We start from the raw sequence: 15,725 nt of genomic DNA, 5'->3' as shown, positions 1-15,725 counted from the left end.
GGCTCAACGAGCCCGACTCACCCGAATCTAACCCGTGGCGGCATCGCGCAGGATCTGTTGCAGCCGGTCCACCGGATCGCCGACGGTCGGGTCGAGCCGATTCCGCGGCTGCGTGGTGGACGTACCCCCCATCGCCGGGGGCGGTGTCTGGGCGGCCGGGGGTGGAGAGGACACCGGTGGCGGCGAGATTGCGGCGGCGGCGTCGATCTTGCTGTTCAACCGTCCCAGCGCCTCGTTGCGGATGGTTCGCCGATCCGGGTCCGGGTCGGTGTTACCCGCGAAGCACCCCACCGGAGCCTTCTCCACCACATCGCGCGCTGCCAGATAGCGGGTCAGTGCCCCTTCGGGATCCATCGCCGCGATGGCGCGATCACCGAGAGTCTCGCGTACGAGTTCGAGGTTCACCCTGGCCGAACATGTTTCACCGGCCTCATGCCTATCCATCGCCACGCTGAAATGGCGGTCGGCGTCATCGAGCCGGTTCTCGAGGACAGCCAGAGCGCCCGCGGCATAGTCCGCCTTGCCCGGTTCGACGATGTTCAGTACCTGCAGCCTGGCCACGTCGCCTGCCATCGCCTCGGTGTCGCGGTCGGCGAAATCGGCTGCCGCCGAGTGGCCGATCACCACGACCGACAGCAGTTTGACGACGGCGATCAGGACTATGAGCACCACTGGGGCCGAGTACAGCAGCAGCCTGCGACGCAACCGGTTCATGGCCCGGACCCCAGATCGATCGACTTCATGCGGCGGAATCCCCGCAGGACCACATAGAGCTCGCTCAGGATGAGCAGCGCTGCAGACCCGGCGAAAACCCAGTACAGCTCGATGGCAGCGCGGTCCGGGGCAGCGACGGGGCTCCGGCTCGGCGTCTTGTCGGCGGGCAGTGCAACCTCCAGCGGCGTCGCGCCGGTACGCGGCACGAACGGCACCCCCATCTGTTCTGCGACGCCCCGCAGCGCCGGGGTACCGGCGTTTCCGTAACCCAGGACCGCGCCGCCGTCCACGGCGTCCTCGGGCAGCTCGAATTGCCGTTGCGGTGCTTGTGATTCGGGCGCGCCGGCGCCGAGATAGAACACCAGGTTCTGGGCTCTCGGGAACTGCTGCACCGCACTGATCAGCTGGTAGCGCAGCACGCTGGCGGCCGCACCGACGTTGGAATCCGGTGTCGCCGGGTACACATCGGTGGCGGCCACCACGGGCCGCAAGCTCCAGGTATCGGCGGACAGCGGCCACACCACAGACGGACGTTGGGCGAACCCGATCACGGCGAAACGGGCGTCGGGATACCGTTCGATCAGCGCCGCGACATCGTCGCGGGCCGCCGCCATCCGAGAGCGGCCGTCGGCACCAGATTGCGACATCTCCGGCGAACGGTCCAGGAGCACAAAGACGTTGGGGTCCCGGTCACCGGCCGGCCGAGGCACGGTGTCGCGGCTCCCACCCACAGTGGGTCCGAGCGCGGCCACCATCAGGAGCACCCCGGCCGCCGTCACCGACGACCAGCGCCACACCGCCGCCCAGCCACCACCTCGCGCCCTGACCCGCCCGAAGGTCATCGCCCGCGCCGCGACGAGCACCACCGCGAGCACTGCGAACAGCAACGCCGGCAGAACCGGATGAAGGCTCATCGGCGCACCACCACAGGCCACCACCACAGGACTGCCAACGCCAGCAATGCCAGCAACACGGGCACCGCCGGGGTTTCGGCGGAGATGACGTCCGCGGTGTCGCCGGTCGTCCCGGCCTGCGGCGGATGGTCCCGGATCTGCGTCAGATGTGCGGCGGCATCGGCTGAATCAGAAAACCATCGCCCGCCGGTGCTGCGAGTCAGCTCCGCTACCGCCCCCTCGCCGGATCCGGACGTGATCGCGTTGACCTGAACACCTGCCGTCACCGCGAGGTCACGGAGCCTGTCCTCGGTGAACAGCGGGGCGGATCCGGTCGATCCGGGCAGGGACTCGGGACCTACGTAGATCAGCGAACGTCGCTGTGCGGACTTCTCCTCGAAGGACGGGAAGCCGGTCAGACACATTGCCAGCACGTCCTGGACGCCGGCGGTGTAATCGACATAGGACACCGCTGCGACCAACGGCCGGGCACCTTCCTGCCGGCCGACTTCCGCGAATTGCGCTGCGGCGTACTGATAGTCCCGAGTGAGCGGGATGACGCGACGGTTGGCCGAGGTCAGCCCGATCCGATCGGTCCCGAAGGAGCCGGCCCGACCGGCGAAGTAATTCAATGTGGCGGTGACCGCAGGGTCGGCCACCGGGCCGCCGATGCACACCATGATGTCCTCCGGTGTCGCCACCTGGGTGGTGCGGGGCCACGACGGAAGCCCGGTGGGACGCGCGGCAGCCAGAACAGAACCTGCGAAAGCGGCCGTCAACAGCACCATGGCAACCACGGCGGCGATGGTCCGCAGCCGCGCGCTCCGCACGTAGGAGGGCAGCCGGGTGAGCCGCCCGGTGTTGGCCAGTGGTCTGAGCCGGTCCGGGTCCGTGGGTTGTCTCAGCAGCAGGGCCAGGGCCACGCACCCGGCGAGTGCGAGGCAACCGGCGATCACCACTACCCACCAGATCAGGTCCATCCGCGGATCAACTCCTCGGCGGCGTCGCTAGCCGTACCGGCATCGAGCGCCGAACGATGGTTGAACTGAATGTCGGTGAGCTCGGCCAGAATCGGCGCGGCCGGTGCAGCCGAGCTTTCCGCGATGGCATCGACCTGCATGTACTGGGCCTGCAGGCCGGTGGCCGCCCGCAGGAAAGCACGGAGTTCCCGGCTCAGCGCGGCGCCGGTGCCCGCTGCGCTCAAATCACCTGCGCGATAACGATTCCCGATGCGACGGACCGCCCGGACCGATCGGCGGCGCAGCAGTTCCGCCCGTGCGGCGCCGACGACGGGCAGGTCGCGCACCGCACGGCGCCGCGATGTCAGTACCAAGACTGCCGCATACCAGGCGCAGAGCAGCAGGATCAGGCCGATCGCGGTCCACAGCCACACCGGCGAGTAGGGCGTCGGACCGATCACATGGCGCAGCAGGTCATCCGGCACGGGCGTACATCCCGGTCATCGCCGTCAAGGCCGCCCTGATCCGCAGGCTGCCGGGAATCCGGGCGTGCGGTATCCGCTGCCTGATCAGGAACTCGGAAAGCTGCTCGCGCCGTTGTGCTTCGGCGTCCAGGTAGGCCGCGATGACCTCGCGGTCCAGATCGGCCAGGATCGGGCGGCCGTCCGCGATCTCGTAACTGCGGCCGTTGTCCCGGTGCCCGCTCACCGCGGGCATGTCGCCGACCAGTGCCCACAGCACGTCGTGTCGGGCGGTGAGCGGGCGCAGCACATCGGCCAGTCGGTCGGTGACCTCCGGTTCGTCGGACACCACGAAGATCAACAGCCGCTGCCGGTAGTGGCGGGCCACCCATTCGAGCTGAACCAGGATGTCGCTCGGGCCGGGGTGATCTGCGGCGTGGTGGTGGAAGCGGTGCAGCATGCTCTCGATATGGGTCTCGCCGCGGCGCAGCCGGATGTCCACGGTGCCGCGGTGGTCACCGAGCACCATCGCGATCTCGTCGGACCGGGGCAGCGTCATCAATCCGACGCCGCCGATGATGTTCAGTGCCACAGTTCTTTTCAGCTCGCCGGACGGGGCCAGTGCGCAACTGTTCCGGCCGGCGTCGGCGACCACGAGCACCTTGTGGTGCTTCTCCGAGACGAACCGTTTGATCAGGGTGTGCCCGGAGCGCGCCGTGGCCTTCCAGTCGATGTCGCGGACATCGTCACCGGGAACGTAGGGCCGCAGCTCGTCGAACTCCAGGCTGCGGGTGTGTACCAGGGCGTAGCGGCCACCTTCGAGCAGACCGCCGGCGTCGCGGCCGACATACGCCTTGGCGGAGTCCAGATACCTGCCCATCGGGGCCTCACGGGACCTGCACCGCACGCAACACCGCGTCGACGATGGTATCGGGGGTGACGCGGGCCGTGGCCGCCTCGAATCCGAGGATCAGCCGGTGCCGCAGCACCCGATGCGCCAACCGGGCGATGTCGTCGGGCACGACATGGTCGCGGCCGCGCAGCACGGCCAGCGCCCGGGCGGTCCGGCAGAAGGCCAGCGTGGCGCGCGGACTGGCCCCGTACTCGATCAGGCGGGCCAGGTTCGCCGGCAGGTACTGTCCGGGTTCGCGGGTGACGGCGACGAGCCGGCCCGCGTACTCGACGAGCGCGCGATCCAGATAGACCGACCGCACGATGCCCTGGGCGCGGCGCACGTCATCGATCGTGACGACCGGAGCCGCGCGGTGATCCCGGTCGTAGAGCCCGGCGTCCATGCGGGCGGCGATCTCGACCTCCTCCTCGACCGAGGGGTAGCCCACGATCTCCTTGAGCATGAACCGGTCGGTCTGGGCCTCCGAGAGCGGATAGGTGCCCTCCTGGTCGACGGGGTTCTGGGTGGCGATCACCAGAAATGGCTCGGGAATGGCATATTCGACGCCGGCGATCGTGGTCTGACGTTCCTCCATCGCCTCCAGCATGGCGCTCTGGGTCTTGGCGCTGGAGCGGTTGATCTCGTCGAGCAGCACGATGTTCGCGTGCACCGGGCCCAACTGCGTGGCGAACGAGTTGTGCGCGGCCTCGTAGATCTGGGTTCCGATGATGTCGCTCGGCAACAGGTCCGGTGTGCACTGGATGCGCCGGAAGCTGCCGTCGATGGATTCGGCCACCACCCGCGCCGCAGTGGTCTTGGCCAGCCCGGGAACACTTTCGATGAGCAGGTGTCCCCCGGCGAGCAACGCGACCAACATCGATTCGCGCAGGTGGTCCTGACCCACCACCCGGGTGGCGAACGCCGAGGTCACCGCACCCGCGATGCGCTGGGCTTCGGCGGCGTCGCGCTGGTCAACCTGCAATCGCGGTGCCGTCATGCGTCCTTCCCGTATTCACCCTCCCCGGCGTATGTACCCAGACTTTGCCGAAGTCATGCCCGCGTGAGCGGTGCGGCGGCCAGAACGGTTCCGTGCGGACACCTCGGCGACTACCGTCGGAACAGCTGAGTTCGACGCCGGGAGGGTACTCACACGATGACCGACTACCGCCGTCCATTACAGTTCGGGCTGTTCGTCACGCCCCGCGCCGACATGCTCGACAACACCCTCGCGCTCGCCGATCAGAGCCTGGATCTCATTGCCATCCAAGATCATCCGTACCAGGCGGAAGGGAATCGCAGATGAACCTCAACGACTCGCTGCCCAACCCCGAGACGGGTGTGTTGCTGACCCACTTTCTCACCGTCTCCGATGTGCCCCGCTCGCGAGCTTTCTACAGCGAAGTGCTCGGTGGCGAGGTGGTGATGGCCGAAGACCCGTGCATCATCAAGCTGGCCAACAGTTGGCTGATCATGAACCCCGGCGGCGGTCCCACGCCGGACAAACCGGACGTGACTCTGCACCCGCCGACCGATCCGCACACCGCGACCAGCTTCCTGAACATCCGGGTGGCCGACATCCAAGCCTGTTATCGCAAGTGGAGCGCGAAAGGTGCCGAGTTTCTGACTCCACCTATCGATCGAAAGGCTGAAGTGCGCTGCTACATGCGCGATCCAGACGGCTATCTCATCGAAGTTGGACAGATGACCGGTCTGCTGAGCGGTATTCACGCCGGGACCGGCTCGTCGACGTGATGGCCCGCCGCGGCCACCAGAACCAGCGGCCCAGCAGCACCGCGATGGGCGGCACCACGAAGGTCCGCACCAGCAGGGTGTCGATGAGCAGTCCGATCCCGATGGCGGACCCCACCTGGGCGATCGTCACGACGCTGGCGCCCAGCATCGCGAACATGGTCAGCCCGAACACGATCCCCGCGACGGTGACCACGCTGCCGGTGCCGGCGAACGTGCGGATCGTCGCGGTCCGGACTCCGGCCTCGGACTCGTCGCGTAACCGCATCGCCAGCAGTAGGTTGTAGTCCGCGCCGACGGCGACCAGGGCGATGAACGCCAAGGCCGGGACCGCCCAGTGCAGGGGTTGGCCGAACAGAAACTGCCAGATGGCAACACTGGCGCCCAGCGCCGAGGCGTAGGAAAGCGTGACGGTGGCCAGCACCACGATCCCGGCCACGGGGCTGCGCAGCATGGCGGCCACGATCAGGAAGATGAGCACGAGCGTGGCGATGACGAGCAGGGTGAAGTCGTGTCCGACGTACGTGATGAGTTCTGCGGTAGCGGTTCCCACCCCGGTGAGGTCGACGACGCCGCTGACGGCCAGCGGGGTGTCCTTGAGCGCTTCGGCGGCGGCGATGCGGATCGCACCGGAGCGGTCGGCGCCGTCCCGGCCCCAGGATTCGCCGTCGCCGTAAACCAGCAGCCGCGTGGCACGGCCGTCGGGCGAGAACATCATCTCCATCGCCCGGCGGTATTGCGGGTCGTCGAAAGTTCTTGGCGGCAGGTAGAACCCGCCCTCGGAACTGCCGTTGAAGTCGGTGCTGAGCTGTGACAGGTAGCCGGTCATCTGCTGCATCTGCGGCCCGACAGTGCCCAGGCTGGCGCGCAGGGTGGAGGTGAGGCCGCGCAGCTCGGCGAGCGCCGCGCGCATCGTCGCCACACCCTTCGCCGCACCGTCGAGTGAGTCGGTGGCGCCGGCGGCACCTTCTTGGAGGGCACCCGCGCCCCCGGCGAGCGTGCCCGTCGCGCTGACCGCGTCGTCCAGGGGCGTGACGATCTTCTGCACCGCGGCACAGATCGGGTTGGCCGCACAATCGGGGTTGCCGTTGACGAATTGGCGTAGCGGATCGGCATATCCGGACACCTGCTGCAGGTTGCCCCGCAGTCCGGTCATGCCCGCACCGATGTCCTGCGAACCTGCCCCGACCCGGTTCAACCCGTCGACCGCACCGGTCAGTCCGCGTTGCATGCCGTCCAACGAGGCGTCGAGTTGTCCGATCGTCGCCGCGACGGTATCCACGGAGTTCATCCCGTTGATCGCGGATTGTGCTGTGCTGTCGAGTTGTTCGCCGATCTGGCCGGCCTGATAGGTCAGGGTGCCCTGCCGCACCGGGGTCCCGGCGGGCCGGCTGGCGGACTGCACCGTGCGCACTCCCCGCACCTCGAGGACCTTGCGGGTGACGCGCTCGATGGTGATCAGCCCGGCCGGGGTGCGTAGATCACGGTCGGCCTGGATCGAGACGATCTCGGGGAGCAGCCTGTTGTCCGGAAACCGTCCGTGCACCGCCTGGTATCCGCGGCTGGAGTCGGTGGTGGCGGGTTGTGCGCTCAGCTCCGCGAAGCTGACCTCGGCACCGAACAACGGAACCGCGCAGACGATCAGGGTTCCGACGGCAACCACCAGAACAGGGCCCGGCCATCGGGCGACCCCGGTGCCGATCCGGCGCCATCGACGGTTGATCCGCGCTGCCCGCGGCTCCACCCATCCACGCCGGCTGAACCAGCCGATCATGGCCGGGGTCAATGTCAGCGCGCCCAGCATCGCCGCGAGAATGCCGATGCCACTGGGTATCCCGGCGCTGCGCAGGAAATTCACCTTGGCGAAGGTCAGGCAGAACAGCGCCGTGGCGATGGTGGCGGACGATCCGACGATCACCGGCGCCACTCGGCGATAGGCGTCGGCCAGCGCATCCGGCGGAGCCAGACCGGCCCGCCGGTTCTCGTGGTAGCGGCCCAGCAGGAAGATGCCGTAGTCGGTCCCCGCGCCCAACACCATGGCCGACATCAATGCCACCGAGAACACCGACACCTCGATCACGCCGTGCTCGCCGAGCAGGGCGACGACCGGACGCCCGAGCGCCAGCGACAGCCCCACCGACGCCAGCGGGACCGCCGCGGTGATGGGCGAGCGGTACACGAACAACAGCAGGGCGGCGATCATGCCGACGGTCAGCACCGTGATCCTCGCCAATTGTGCGTCCAGAGCCGCGAATTCGTCCACCAGGCTGGCTCCGGGCCCGGTGACGTACGTGCGCAGCCCCTCCGGCGGACGGGCCGCGGCGACCGCCGCGCGCAGGGCGGACACCGCCTCGGTGGCAGTGCTGCTCCCCAGTTGTCCGGACAGCCTTGCCATCAGATAGGCCGCCTGGTGGTCCCGGCTCTCGAATACGGCTGCCGCGGTGGGGTCGTCCCACAGATCCATCACCGATTCGACGCCTGGGGTGTCCATCCGCAGCCGGTCGGCGAGGGCCCGGTAGTAGCCGCGGTCGGGCTCCCCCAGCGGCCGGTCGGCATCGAGGACGACATAGGCGATGTTGTTGCTGTCCGAATCCCCGAACAGGGTGCCCATCCGCTGGGCTGCCCGGGTGGCACCGGAATCGGCCGGAAAGAACGCCCGGGACTGGTCTTTCACGACGTGTTCGAGCTGAGGCACCGCGATGTTGCCGACGCCGGCGAGCAACAGCCAGGCCGCGATGACCAACAGGGCGTACCTGCTCGCCGCGCGTGCAACGGACTTCAACATCGCTTCCCACCCTCCATAACAATGTTATTGGCAGGTATAACATTGTTATGGCAGCATGTCCAGGACGATGGCGACCATGGGAATTCGCGAAAGCCTGATCGAGGAGAGCCTGCAGGTCCTCGAGGAGAGCGGGCCCGAGGCACTCAACGCACGCATGCTGGCCAAACGGATCGGCGCCTCCACGATGGCGGTCTACACACATTTCGACGGCATGCCGGGCCTGTACGAGGCGCTCGTGCGCGAGTCCTACGTCCGCTTCGGCAAACACCTGGACCGGCACCCCGACAGCGACGATCCGGTGGCCGACCTCCTCGCCTCCGGACTGGCCTACCGGGAGTACGCACTCACCTATCCGCAGCGGTACCGGCTGATGTTCGGGATCGCCTCACCGGCGATCGCCCTGCCGATCGGCCGCGACATCACGGTCGACGGCAACCCGGCGGCGCTGTCCGAGATCAACTCGGTGTACGCCCAGATCCCCCGCTTCGTAAGGCGTTGCATGGACGCCGGGGCCATCGACGAGGGCGATCCGGTGGCTGTCGCCGCCCAGATCTGGACCATGATGCACGGTTATGTGCTGGCCGAGATCATCGGCGTCTTCGGCACCGACGGCAGCGGCGTCTCGCGGGTGCTCGCGCCGCACATCACCAATCTCCTCGTCGGCCTCGGTGGTGACCGGGAACGAATCCTGCAGTCGTTTCAGCGGCTGAAACCGCCTGCCGCACCGCCACCCCCGAGTCCACCCGCGACGGCAACGGTCCGGCGCGGGCGCCGGACTCGCAGCCCTTAAACCCGCCGGTGACCGACAATGGTCTGGTGGCGCAGAGCTGGGAAGGTTTCGACGGATTCGTCGGGCTGCTCGACTATCCGATGTTCATCGTGACGGCGCCGTCCTCGGACGGACCGGCTGGCTGTCTGGTCGGATTCACCACGCAGGCAAGTATCGATCCACCGCGATTCCTGGTCGGGATTTCGAAGCAGAACCACACGTTCGCCGCGGCGGAAACAGCCGATCACCTGGGCGTGCACCTGCTGGCCTCCGACGAGTTGGACCTTGCCCGCTGGTTCGGTGGGCAGACGGGCGACGCGATCGACAAGTTCGCCCGGTGCAGCTGGCATGAAGGGCCGGCAGCGACGCCGATCCTCGATGCCGCACCGGCGTGGTTCGTGGGCGCGATCCTCGATCGTGTCGACCTCGGTGACCACGTCGGGTATCTGCTGAATCCGATCGCGGGCCAAGCCCCGGACGAGCCTCGGCCCTGGGTGAATCTCACCGACGTGGCCGATCTCAAGCCCGGCCACGAGGCCTGAGTCCCTACTTCCAGGCGAAGACCGGCTGTTCGAGTTCATCGACCGGATCGGTGCGGCCCTCCAGGGCCAGCCACCGCAACTGCAACAGCACCGCACCGGTCGGGGCGTGGATCAGGTCGTTGCCCAACGGGATCTGCACCACCGGACGCGGACTCTCCGGAATGGTGATGAACCGGGGCGAGTCCTCACGCTGCAGTTGATGCAGCCCCACCCGGTACGCCGCCACCACCTCATCGGGCGACGGATGCAGATCCAGCCGACCGCCACCCCAGATCACCACCGGGGTGATGACGTACCCGGAGCGGGTCGGATAGTCGTCGAGCAGGCCCAGCACCGCCGAGTCCGGGAGGTTTACGCCGACCTCCTCGTCCAGTTCCCGCAGCGCCGCCTCCACCGCGGTCTCCCCCGGGTCCAGCCGGCCACCGGGAAGCGCCCATTGCGCGGCGTGTGACGACAGCCGAGATGTCCTGCGACACAACAGGAAAGCGGCGCCACCTGAAACATCCACCATGCGTCCGTCGAGACCGGGTTCCGGCATCGGCCGGCCCCCGATCCACTCGTCGACGGGAGCCGGGTCCACCCGGTCCTCACCGAGTTCGGAGTCGACCAGCACCACCGCGACGGCCGCGTGTCGCTTCGTCGGATCGGTCACGGCGCGGCGCGCGTGCCCCTCCAGATGCGCCCCGATGCGTTCCCGCAGGGCTTCGTCGTAGGCGATCGTCACCGCTCGACCATATGCGGGGCGCGGGCGATGCGACCGGCGAGGTGACGCTGCCTACTGTTCCGCCTTGCGCGTCTGCTGATACAGCGCGAGCTTCCAGGCCCCGTCGACCCGGTGGTAGACGCTGGACATGGCGCCGACGAACGCGGGCTCGTCTCCATCGCGGTAGGCCGTGCCGACGTAAACCAGAACCGCATTGTCGTCGTCCACGGCGATCAGCCGCACTCCGCTGATCTCGTACGCGCGCCACGGCGGGGACTGCGCCAGCGCGCTCACGACGGTGTTGCGGTCCATCACCATGCCGTTGGCGAGGACCATGACGGCGTCACGCAGCATCAGATCGCCGTAGAAGTCGGCGCCGGTCGACTCGCACAGCGAATCCCACCCGGCGCGTTCGATATGCAGGAGTTGGTCGAGAAGTGGGCTGGTCACCGCTAGGTGATACCCGTTACCCCGACCTGATATACCTGGGCATCGGTGTTAAAACAGTGGTAGAAGTGACTGGTGGGTGTCAAGACTTCGGCCCTCGCGGGCATCGCAGCTGTGACTGCGGCCGCCGCGGTGGGCACGATCTCGACGCCAGTTGCTTCGGCCGCGCCGGACTGTCCTGACATTGAGGTCGTGTTCGCCCGCGGCACGGACGAGCCCGCCGGCATCGGCAACGTCGGCAAGGCGTTCGTCGACACGCTGCGTCCCATGGTCAAAGGTTCGACGATCGGCACCTACGCGGTGCAGTACCCCGCGTCGTGGGATTTCATGAAGGCCGCGGCCGGGGCCAGCGATATGAGCAAGCGCGTCCAGGCCACCGCGGCACGATGCCCCAAGACCAAGATCGTGATGGGCGGCTACTCGCAGGGCGCGGCTGTCGTCGACGTCGTGGCCACCTCGCCGATCGCCGGCCTCGGCTACACAGCCCCGTTGCCCGCCGCGGTTGTCCCGCGCGTCGCGTCGGTGGTGGTATTCGGCAACCCGTCAGCGCGGCTCGGCCAGCCGCTGACCCGGATGAGCCCGGACTTCGGCGCCAGGACCGCGGACCTGTGCAATACGAACGACCCCATCTGTTCGCTGGGCCGGGACTGGAATGCGCACGTCAGCTATCCGAAGTCAGGGCTGATCAAGCTGGCCGCGCAATGGGTCACGCGTCACGTCCAACCGCCGCCTCCAGCGCCGGCTGCTCGGCGCTGACAACCGGGTAGAGCCGATGGGTCCCGGGAAGACCCTTGAGTTCGACTTCGCGGGGCGCACCCAGCCGGACGTCATCGAGATGTTTGACCGCTTCTTCCACCGGCTCGCTGACCAGGATCTCGCCGCCGTCGGCCTGACCGGCAACCCGGGCGGCCATCGCGACATCGAGCCCGAACAAGTCGTCGCCGCGGCGCACCGACGTACCCATGTGCACGCCGATCCGCACCCTGATCGCCTGCCACCGCTGTGGGCTCTCGGCCAGCGCACGCTGCACATCCGTGGCGAACCGCACGGCATTCTCCGGGTCGGCGAACGCGATCATGAACCCGTCACCCTGGGTCTTGACCACGTGGCCACCGTGTTTGTCGACCCGCGCTTGCACCAGCTTGTTGTGCTTCTCCAGCAGCTTCACCCAGGCCCGGTCACCCATCGCCGCGTTGTACTCGGTCGAGCCTTCGATGTCGGAGAACACGATGACCACCCGCCCATCGGCGGTGAGCCGGGCGAGGTCCGGGCGCTCCACTTGAGCCCATCCGGCCAGATCCTCGATGGAGTTGCGCACGGTAGCGCCCAGCCCCTTGTTGATCAGCATGTCCGCGGTCTGAAACACCGTCTTGATCGCAAAGGGCGCCACACCGCGACGGCGCCTGCGCCGGCGGTCCTCATCCTCTGACCGCATGCGCTCGATCTCACGCCGAGCATTCGTCAGCTGCCGCCGGCTCACGATGAACAACACCAGGAACGTGACGAACGCCGCGAACAGCACGACGACAACGACCAGCAGAACAACCTCGACAGTGGACGGCATCGGCACCCGATGATTATCGCCGCATGTCACATTCCGTCGAGCCGCGGTGTCTTGAGTGGGTAGACACCATAGATCGATCGATTAGGAGTGCACCATGGATGCTCGTTTGAACCTCTTCGAGAACCCGACCGCCGCCAAGATGCTCAAGTACGTCACCTCGGCAGGCAAGGTGATCACGGACTCGGCGCTCCCCGAGGCAACTCAGCAACTGGTGGCGCTACGCGCCAGCCAGATCAATGGCTGCGCATTCTGCACCGACATGCACACCAAGGACGCCATGCTCGCCGGGGAGACCCAGCAGCGCCTCCACCTGGTCGCGGCATGGCGGGAGGCGACCGTGTTCACCGAAGCCGAACGCGCGGCCCTCGAGCTGACCGAACAGGGCACCCGCATCGCCGATGCGGCGGGCGGGGTCAGCGACGAGGTGTGGGCGAATGCGGTCAAACACTACGACGAGAACCAACTGGTCGCGCTCGTCTGCCTGATCGCCTTCATGAACACCGTCAACCGCCTGAACGTGATCGTGCAGCAGCCGGCCGGCGACTACCAGCCCGGCCAGTTCGGATAGCGGCGGTCTCGCCTGCCTGCGCGATCGGCGGTGCAGGCCAACTGGCACGCTGGTCATCAATATGACCACTCCCCTGCTCGACGATCCGGGCGACCTGTCGGCGCTGCGCGCCAAGGGCGAGGATGCCGACACCCTGTTCACCGACTTCGCCGGCTGGGCCGAGGCCAACGGCACTGCGCTGTACCCGGCGCAGGAGGAGGCGCTGATCGAACTGGTCAGCGGGGCGAACGTGATCCTGGCGACGCCGACCGGATCGGGCAAGTCCCTGGTGGCCACCGGGGCGATCTATGCGGCGCTCGCCGCGGACCGGGTCAGTTTCTACACCGCGCCGATCAAGGCGCTGGTCAGTGAGAAGTTCTTCGCGCTGTGCGACGTGTTCGGGGCCGACAACGTCGGCATGCTCACGGGGGACGCGTCGGTCAACGCCGACGCGCCGATCATCGCCTGCACCGCCGAGATCCTGGCCAATCTCGCGCTGCGCGAGGGCGCCGATGCTGACATCGGTCTGGTGGTGATGGACGAGTTCCACTTCTACGGCGACCCGGATCGCGGCTGGGCGTGGCAGGTGCCGCTGCTCGAGCTTCCCAAGGCCCAGTTCCTGCTGATGTCGGCGACGCTGGGTGACGTCGAATTCCTGCGCAAGGACCTGACCCGGCGCACCGGGCGGGAGACGGCACTGGTGGCCGGTGCCGAACGGCCGGTGCCGCTGTTCTACTCGTACGCCACCACAGCGATGCACGAGACCATCGCCGACCTGCTCGACACCAAACAGGCGCCGATCTACGTCGTGCACTTCACCCAGGCTTCGGCGCTGGAGCGGGCTCAGGCGCTGATGAGCGTCAACGTCAGCACCAAAGAGGAGAAGGCCGCGATCGCCGAACACATTGGCCAGTTCCGTTTTTCCACGACATTCGGGACCACTTTGTCGCGGCTGGTGCGGCACGGCATCGGCGTCCACCACGCCGGCATGCTGCCCAAGTACCGCCGGCTGGTGGAACAGCTGGCCCAGGCCGGACTGCTCAAGGTGATCTGCGGTACCGACACTCTCGGCGTCGGCATCAACGTGCCGATCCGCACGGTCGTGTTCTCGGCGTTGTCCAAATACGACGGCACCCGGATGCGGTTGCTCAACGCCCGCGAATTCCACCAGATCGCCGGGCGGGCCGGACGCGCCGGATACGACACCGCGGGCACCGTCGTCGTACAGGCGCCCGACCACGAGGTGGAGAACCTCAAACAGTTCGCCAAGGTCGCCGACGACCCGAAGAAGCGTCGAAAGCTGGTACGGCGCAAGGCCCCTGAGGGAATGGTGCCGTGGGGTGAGGCCACCATGAACCGGCTGATCGACGCCGCCCCCGAAGCCTTGACCAGCAATATGCGGGTATCGACAGCGATGATCCTCGATGTCGTCGACCGCCCCGGCGACCCGTTCGCCGCGATGCGTCGCCTGCTCACCGACAATCACGAACCACGCAAACGTCAACTTCGGCACATCCGGGAGGCGGTCGGCATCGCCCGCTCGCTCCTGCAGGCCGGCGTGGTGGAGCGACTTCCCGAGCCGGAGCCGGACGGGAGGCGCTACCGGCTCACCGTCGACCTGCCACCGGATTTCGCGCTCAACCAACCACTGTCCACCTTCGCACTCGCCGCCGTCGAGGTACTCGATCCCGAACCAGAAGATCCGGCAAGCTATGCCTTGAATGTCATTTCGGTGATCGAGGCCACCCTGGAGGATCCCCGCCAGATCCTGGCCGCCCAGCTGAACAAGGCCAGGGGCGAGGCGGTGGCGGCGATGAAGGCCGAAGGCATCGAATACGACGAACGCATCGAACTACTCGACGAGGTCACCTATCCGAAGCCGCTGGCCGAACTGCTGGAACACACCTACGAGGTGTACCGGCAGACCAATCCGTGGGCGGCCGACGGGCATCTGTCCCCCAAGTCGGTGGTGCGCGAGATGTGGGAGCGCGCCATGACCTTCCGCGAGTACATCAGCGTCTATTCGTTGACCCGCTCCGAAGGGGCCGTGCTGCGCTACCTGTCCGATGCCTTCAAGGCGCTGCGCTCAGGAGTACCGGCGGCCGCCCGCACCGAAGCGCTGGCCGACATCGTCGAGTGGCTCGGCGAATTGGTGCGCCAGGTGGATTCCAGTCTGCTCGACGAGTGGGAGCAGCTGACGAGTCCGGACCAAGAGTCCGGCGCACCCGTCCAAGAAATCCGAGCCGTGCCCGCCCGGCCGCGGCCGTTGACAGGCAACGAACGGGCGTTCACCGCGATGGTGCGCAATGCGTTGTTCCGGCGGGTGGAGTTGTTCGCCCGCTCCCGCTGGGACGAGCTCGGCGCACTGGACGCGTCATCCGGGTGGACAGCGCAGCGCTGGGCCGAAATCGGCGAGGAGTACTTCGACGAACACGCGCAGGTGGGCACCGGCGCCGACGCGCGGGGCCCGGCGTTGCTGATCTTCGACCGGCAGCCGCAGGTGTGGCGTGTGCGACAGATCCTCGAAGATCCCGCAGGAGATCACGATTGGGGCTTCGACGTGGAAGTGGACCTGGCCGCCAGCGACGAGGAGGGTGCCGCGGTGCTGCGTATCGTGGATGCAGGCCGGATGGGGTGAGCGCTTGCTGACCCTGATTTTATCGCGACCCCGGGGCCTTGCGGCAAGGCCCCGGTGATGGC

The 15,725-nt window shown here is 67.5% G+C and carries 17 protein-coding genes; 7 read left to right on the top strand and 10 right to left on the bottom strand.

Annotation, left to right across the window (positions count from 1 at the left end; translation table 11 throughout):
• Positions 1-27: 27 nt before the first annotated feature.
• The 6 genes from ACZY08_RS05265 to ACZY08_RS05240 are packed head-to-tail and all read right to left on the bottom strand — an operon-like array spanning position 28 to position 4,916.
• Positions 28-714, bottom strand: a complete 687-nt coding sequence (locus ACZY08_RS05265) for a hypothetical protein (RefSeq protein ID WP_463743506.1) — start codon at positions 712-714, stop codon at positions 28-30.
• Positions 711-1,628 (bottom strand): VWA domain-containing protein, encoded by a 918-nt coding sequence (locus tag ACZY08_RS05260; RefSeq protein WP_463743505.1) that lies wholly within the window; start codon positions 1,626-1,628, stop codon positions 711-713. Before ACZY08_RS05260 ends, ACZY08_RS05265 begins: the two co-directional genes overlap by 4 nt.
• The gene (locus ACZY08_RS05255; RefSeq protein ID WP_463743504.1) at positions 1,625-2,587 is read right to left on the bottom strand and encodes a hypothetical protein; all 963 of its coding nucleotides are present in this window, start codon (positions 2,585-2,587) and stop codon (positions 1,625-1,627) included. The genes ACZY08_RS05260 and ACZY08_RS05255 overlap by 4 nt, the downstream gene beginning before the upstream one ends.
• Complete coding sequence (locus tag ACZY08_RS05250) at positions 2,578-3,051, bottom strand: hypothetical protein (protein ID WP_463743503.1); 474 nt, start codon at positions 3,049-3,051, stop codon at positions 2,578-2,580. Before ACZY08_RS05250 ends, ACZY08_RS05255 begins: the two co-directional genes overlap by 10 nt.
• On the bottom strand, positions 3,041-3,907 hold the full coding sequence (locus ACZY08_RS05245) for a DUF58 domain-containing protein (RefSeq protein WP_463743502.1): 867 nt from the start codon (positions 3,905-3,907) through the stop codon (positions 3,041-3,043). The genes ACZY08_RS05250 and ACZY08_RS05245 overlap by 11 nt, the downstream gene beginning before the upstream one ends.
• Positions 3,908-3,914: 7 nt before the next feature.
• Positions 3,915-4,916 carry an AAA family ATPase gene (locus ACZY08_RS05240; protein ID WP_463743501.1) on the bottom strand — a complete coding sequence of 334 codons (1,002 nt, stop codon included), beginning with the start codon at positions 4,914-4,916 and terminating at the stop codon, positions 3,915-3,917.
• Positions 4,917-5,072: 156 nt separating this feature from the next.
• On the opposite strand from ACZY08_RS05240, the gene ACZY08_RS05235 reads away from it, so the two are divergent.
• The gene (locus ACZY08_RS05235) at positions 5,073-5,222 is read left to right on the top strand and encodes a hypothetical protein (RefSeq protein WP_463743500.1); all 150 of its coding nucleotides are present in this window, start codon (positions 5,073-5,075) and stop codon (positions 5,220-5,222) included.
• Positions 5,219-5,671 carry a VOC family protein gene (locus tag ACZY08_RS05230; RefSeq protein ID WP_463743499.1) on the top strand — a complete coding sequence of 151 codons (453 nt, stop codon included), beginning with the start codon at positions 5,219-5,221 and terminating at the stop codon, positions 5,669-5,671. The genes ACZY08_RS05235 and ACZY08_RS05230 overlap by 4 nt, the downstream gene beginning before the upstream one ends.
• Here the strand turns inward: ACZY08_RS05230 and ACZY08_RS05225 are convergent.
• Positions 5,604-8,453 carry an MMPL/RND family transporter gene (locus tag ACZY08_RS05225; RefSeq protein ID WP_463743498.1) on the bottom strand — a complete coding sequence of 950 codons (2,850 nt, stop codon included), beginning with the start codon at positions 8,451-8,453 and terminating at the stop codon, positions 5,604-5,606. The genes ACZY08_RS05230 and ACZY08_RS05225 overlap by 68 nt on opposite strands.
• Positions 8,454-8,508: 55 nt before the next feature.
• Between ACZY08_RS05225 and ACZY08_RS05220 the strand changes: the two genes are divergently transcribed.
• Both ACZY08_RS05220 and ACZY08_RS05215 read left to right on the top strand, forming a co-directional pair.
• Entirely contained in the window at positions 8,509-9,243 is a 735-nt protein-coding gene (locus tag ACZY08_RS05220; RefSeq protein WP_463743497.1) for a TetR/AcrR family transcriptional regulator, read from the top strand.
• 80 nt (positions 9,244-9,323) lie between these two features.
• On the top strand, positions 9,324-9,764 hold the full coding sequence (locus ACZY08_RS05215; protein ID WP_463744156.1) for a flavin reductase family protein: 441 nt from the start codon (positions 9,324-9,326) through the stop codon (positions 9,762-9,764).
• Positions 9,765-9,768: 4 nt separating this feature from the next.
• Here ACZY08_RS05215 and ACZY08_RS05210 read toward each other — a convergent pair whose 3' ends face one another.
• Positions 9,769-10,488 (bottom strand): NUDIX hydrolase, encoded by a 720-nt coding sequence (locus ACZY08_RS05210; RefSeq protein ID WP_463743496.1) that lies wholly within the window; start codon positions 10,486-10,488, stop codon positions 9,769-9,771.
• Between the two features lie 51 nt (positions 10,489-10,539).
• A complete protein-coding gene (locus tag ACZY08_RS05205; protein ID WP_463743495.1) occupies positions 10,540-10,917 on the bottom strand; it encodes a nuclear transport factor 2 family protein in 378 nt (125 codons plus the stop codon).
• 111 nt (positions 10,918-11,028) lie between these two features.
• Here ACZY08_RS05205 and ACZY08_RS05200 point away from each other — a divergent pair, with 111 nt between their 5' ends.
• Entirely contained in the window at positions 11,029-11,670 is a 642-nt protein-coding gene (locus ACZY08_RS05200) for a cutinase family protein (RefSeq protein WP_463744155.1), read from the top strand.
• Here the strand turns inward: ACZY08_RS05200 and ACZY08_RS05195 are convergent.
• On the bottom strand, positions 11,621-12,478 hold the full coding sequence (locus ACZY08_RS05195) for an adenylate/guanylate cyclase domain-containing protein (RefSeq protein WP_463744154.1): 858 nt from the start codon (positions 12,476-12,478) through the stop codon (positions 11,621-11,623). The genes ACZY08_RS05200 and ACZY08_RS05195 overlap by 50 nt on opposite strands.
• Before the next feature lie 94 nt (positions 12,479-12,572).
• On the opposite strand from ACZY08_RS05195, the gene ACZY08_RS05190 reads away from it, so the two are divergent.
• Together ACZY08_RS05190 and ACZY08_RS05185 are read left to right on the top strand one after the other, a co-directional pair.
• Positions 12,573-13,046: a carboxymuconolactone decarboxylase family protein gene (locus tag ACZY08_RS05190; protein ID WP_463743494.1), complete on the top strand. Its 474-nt coding sequence runs from the start codon at positions 12,573-12,575 to the stop codon at positions 13,044-13,046.
• 61 nt (positions 13,047-13,107) lie between these two features.
• Entirely contained in the window at positions 13,108-15,663 is a 2,556-nt protein-coding gene (locus ACZY08_RS05185; protein ID WP_463743493.1) for a DEAD/DEAH box helicase, read from the top strand.
• Positions 15,664-15,725 lie beyond the last annotated feature (62 nt).

The sequence above is a fragment of the Mycobacterium sp. IDUB_9 genome (assembly GCF_055419505.1).
The sequence above is the reverse complement of the archived record's forward strand: the minus strand, read 5'-3'. Positions and strand labels throughout refer to the sequence as shown.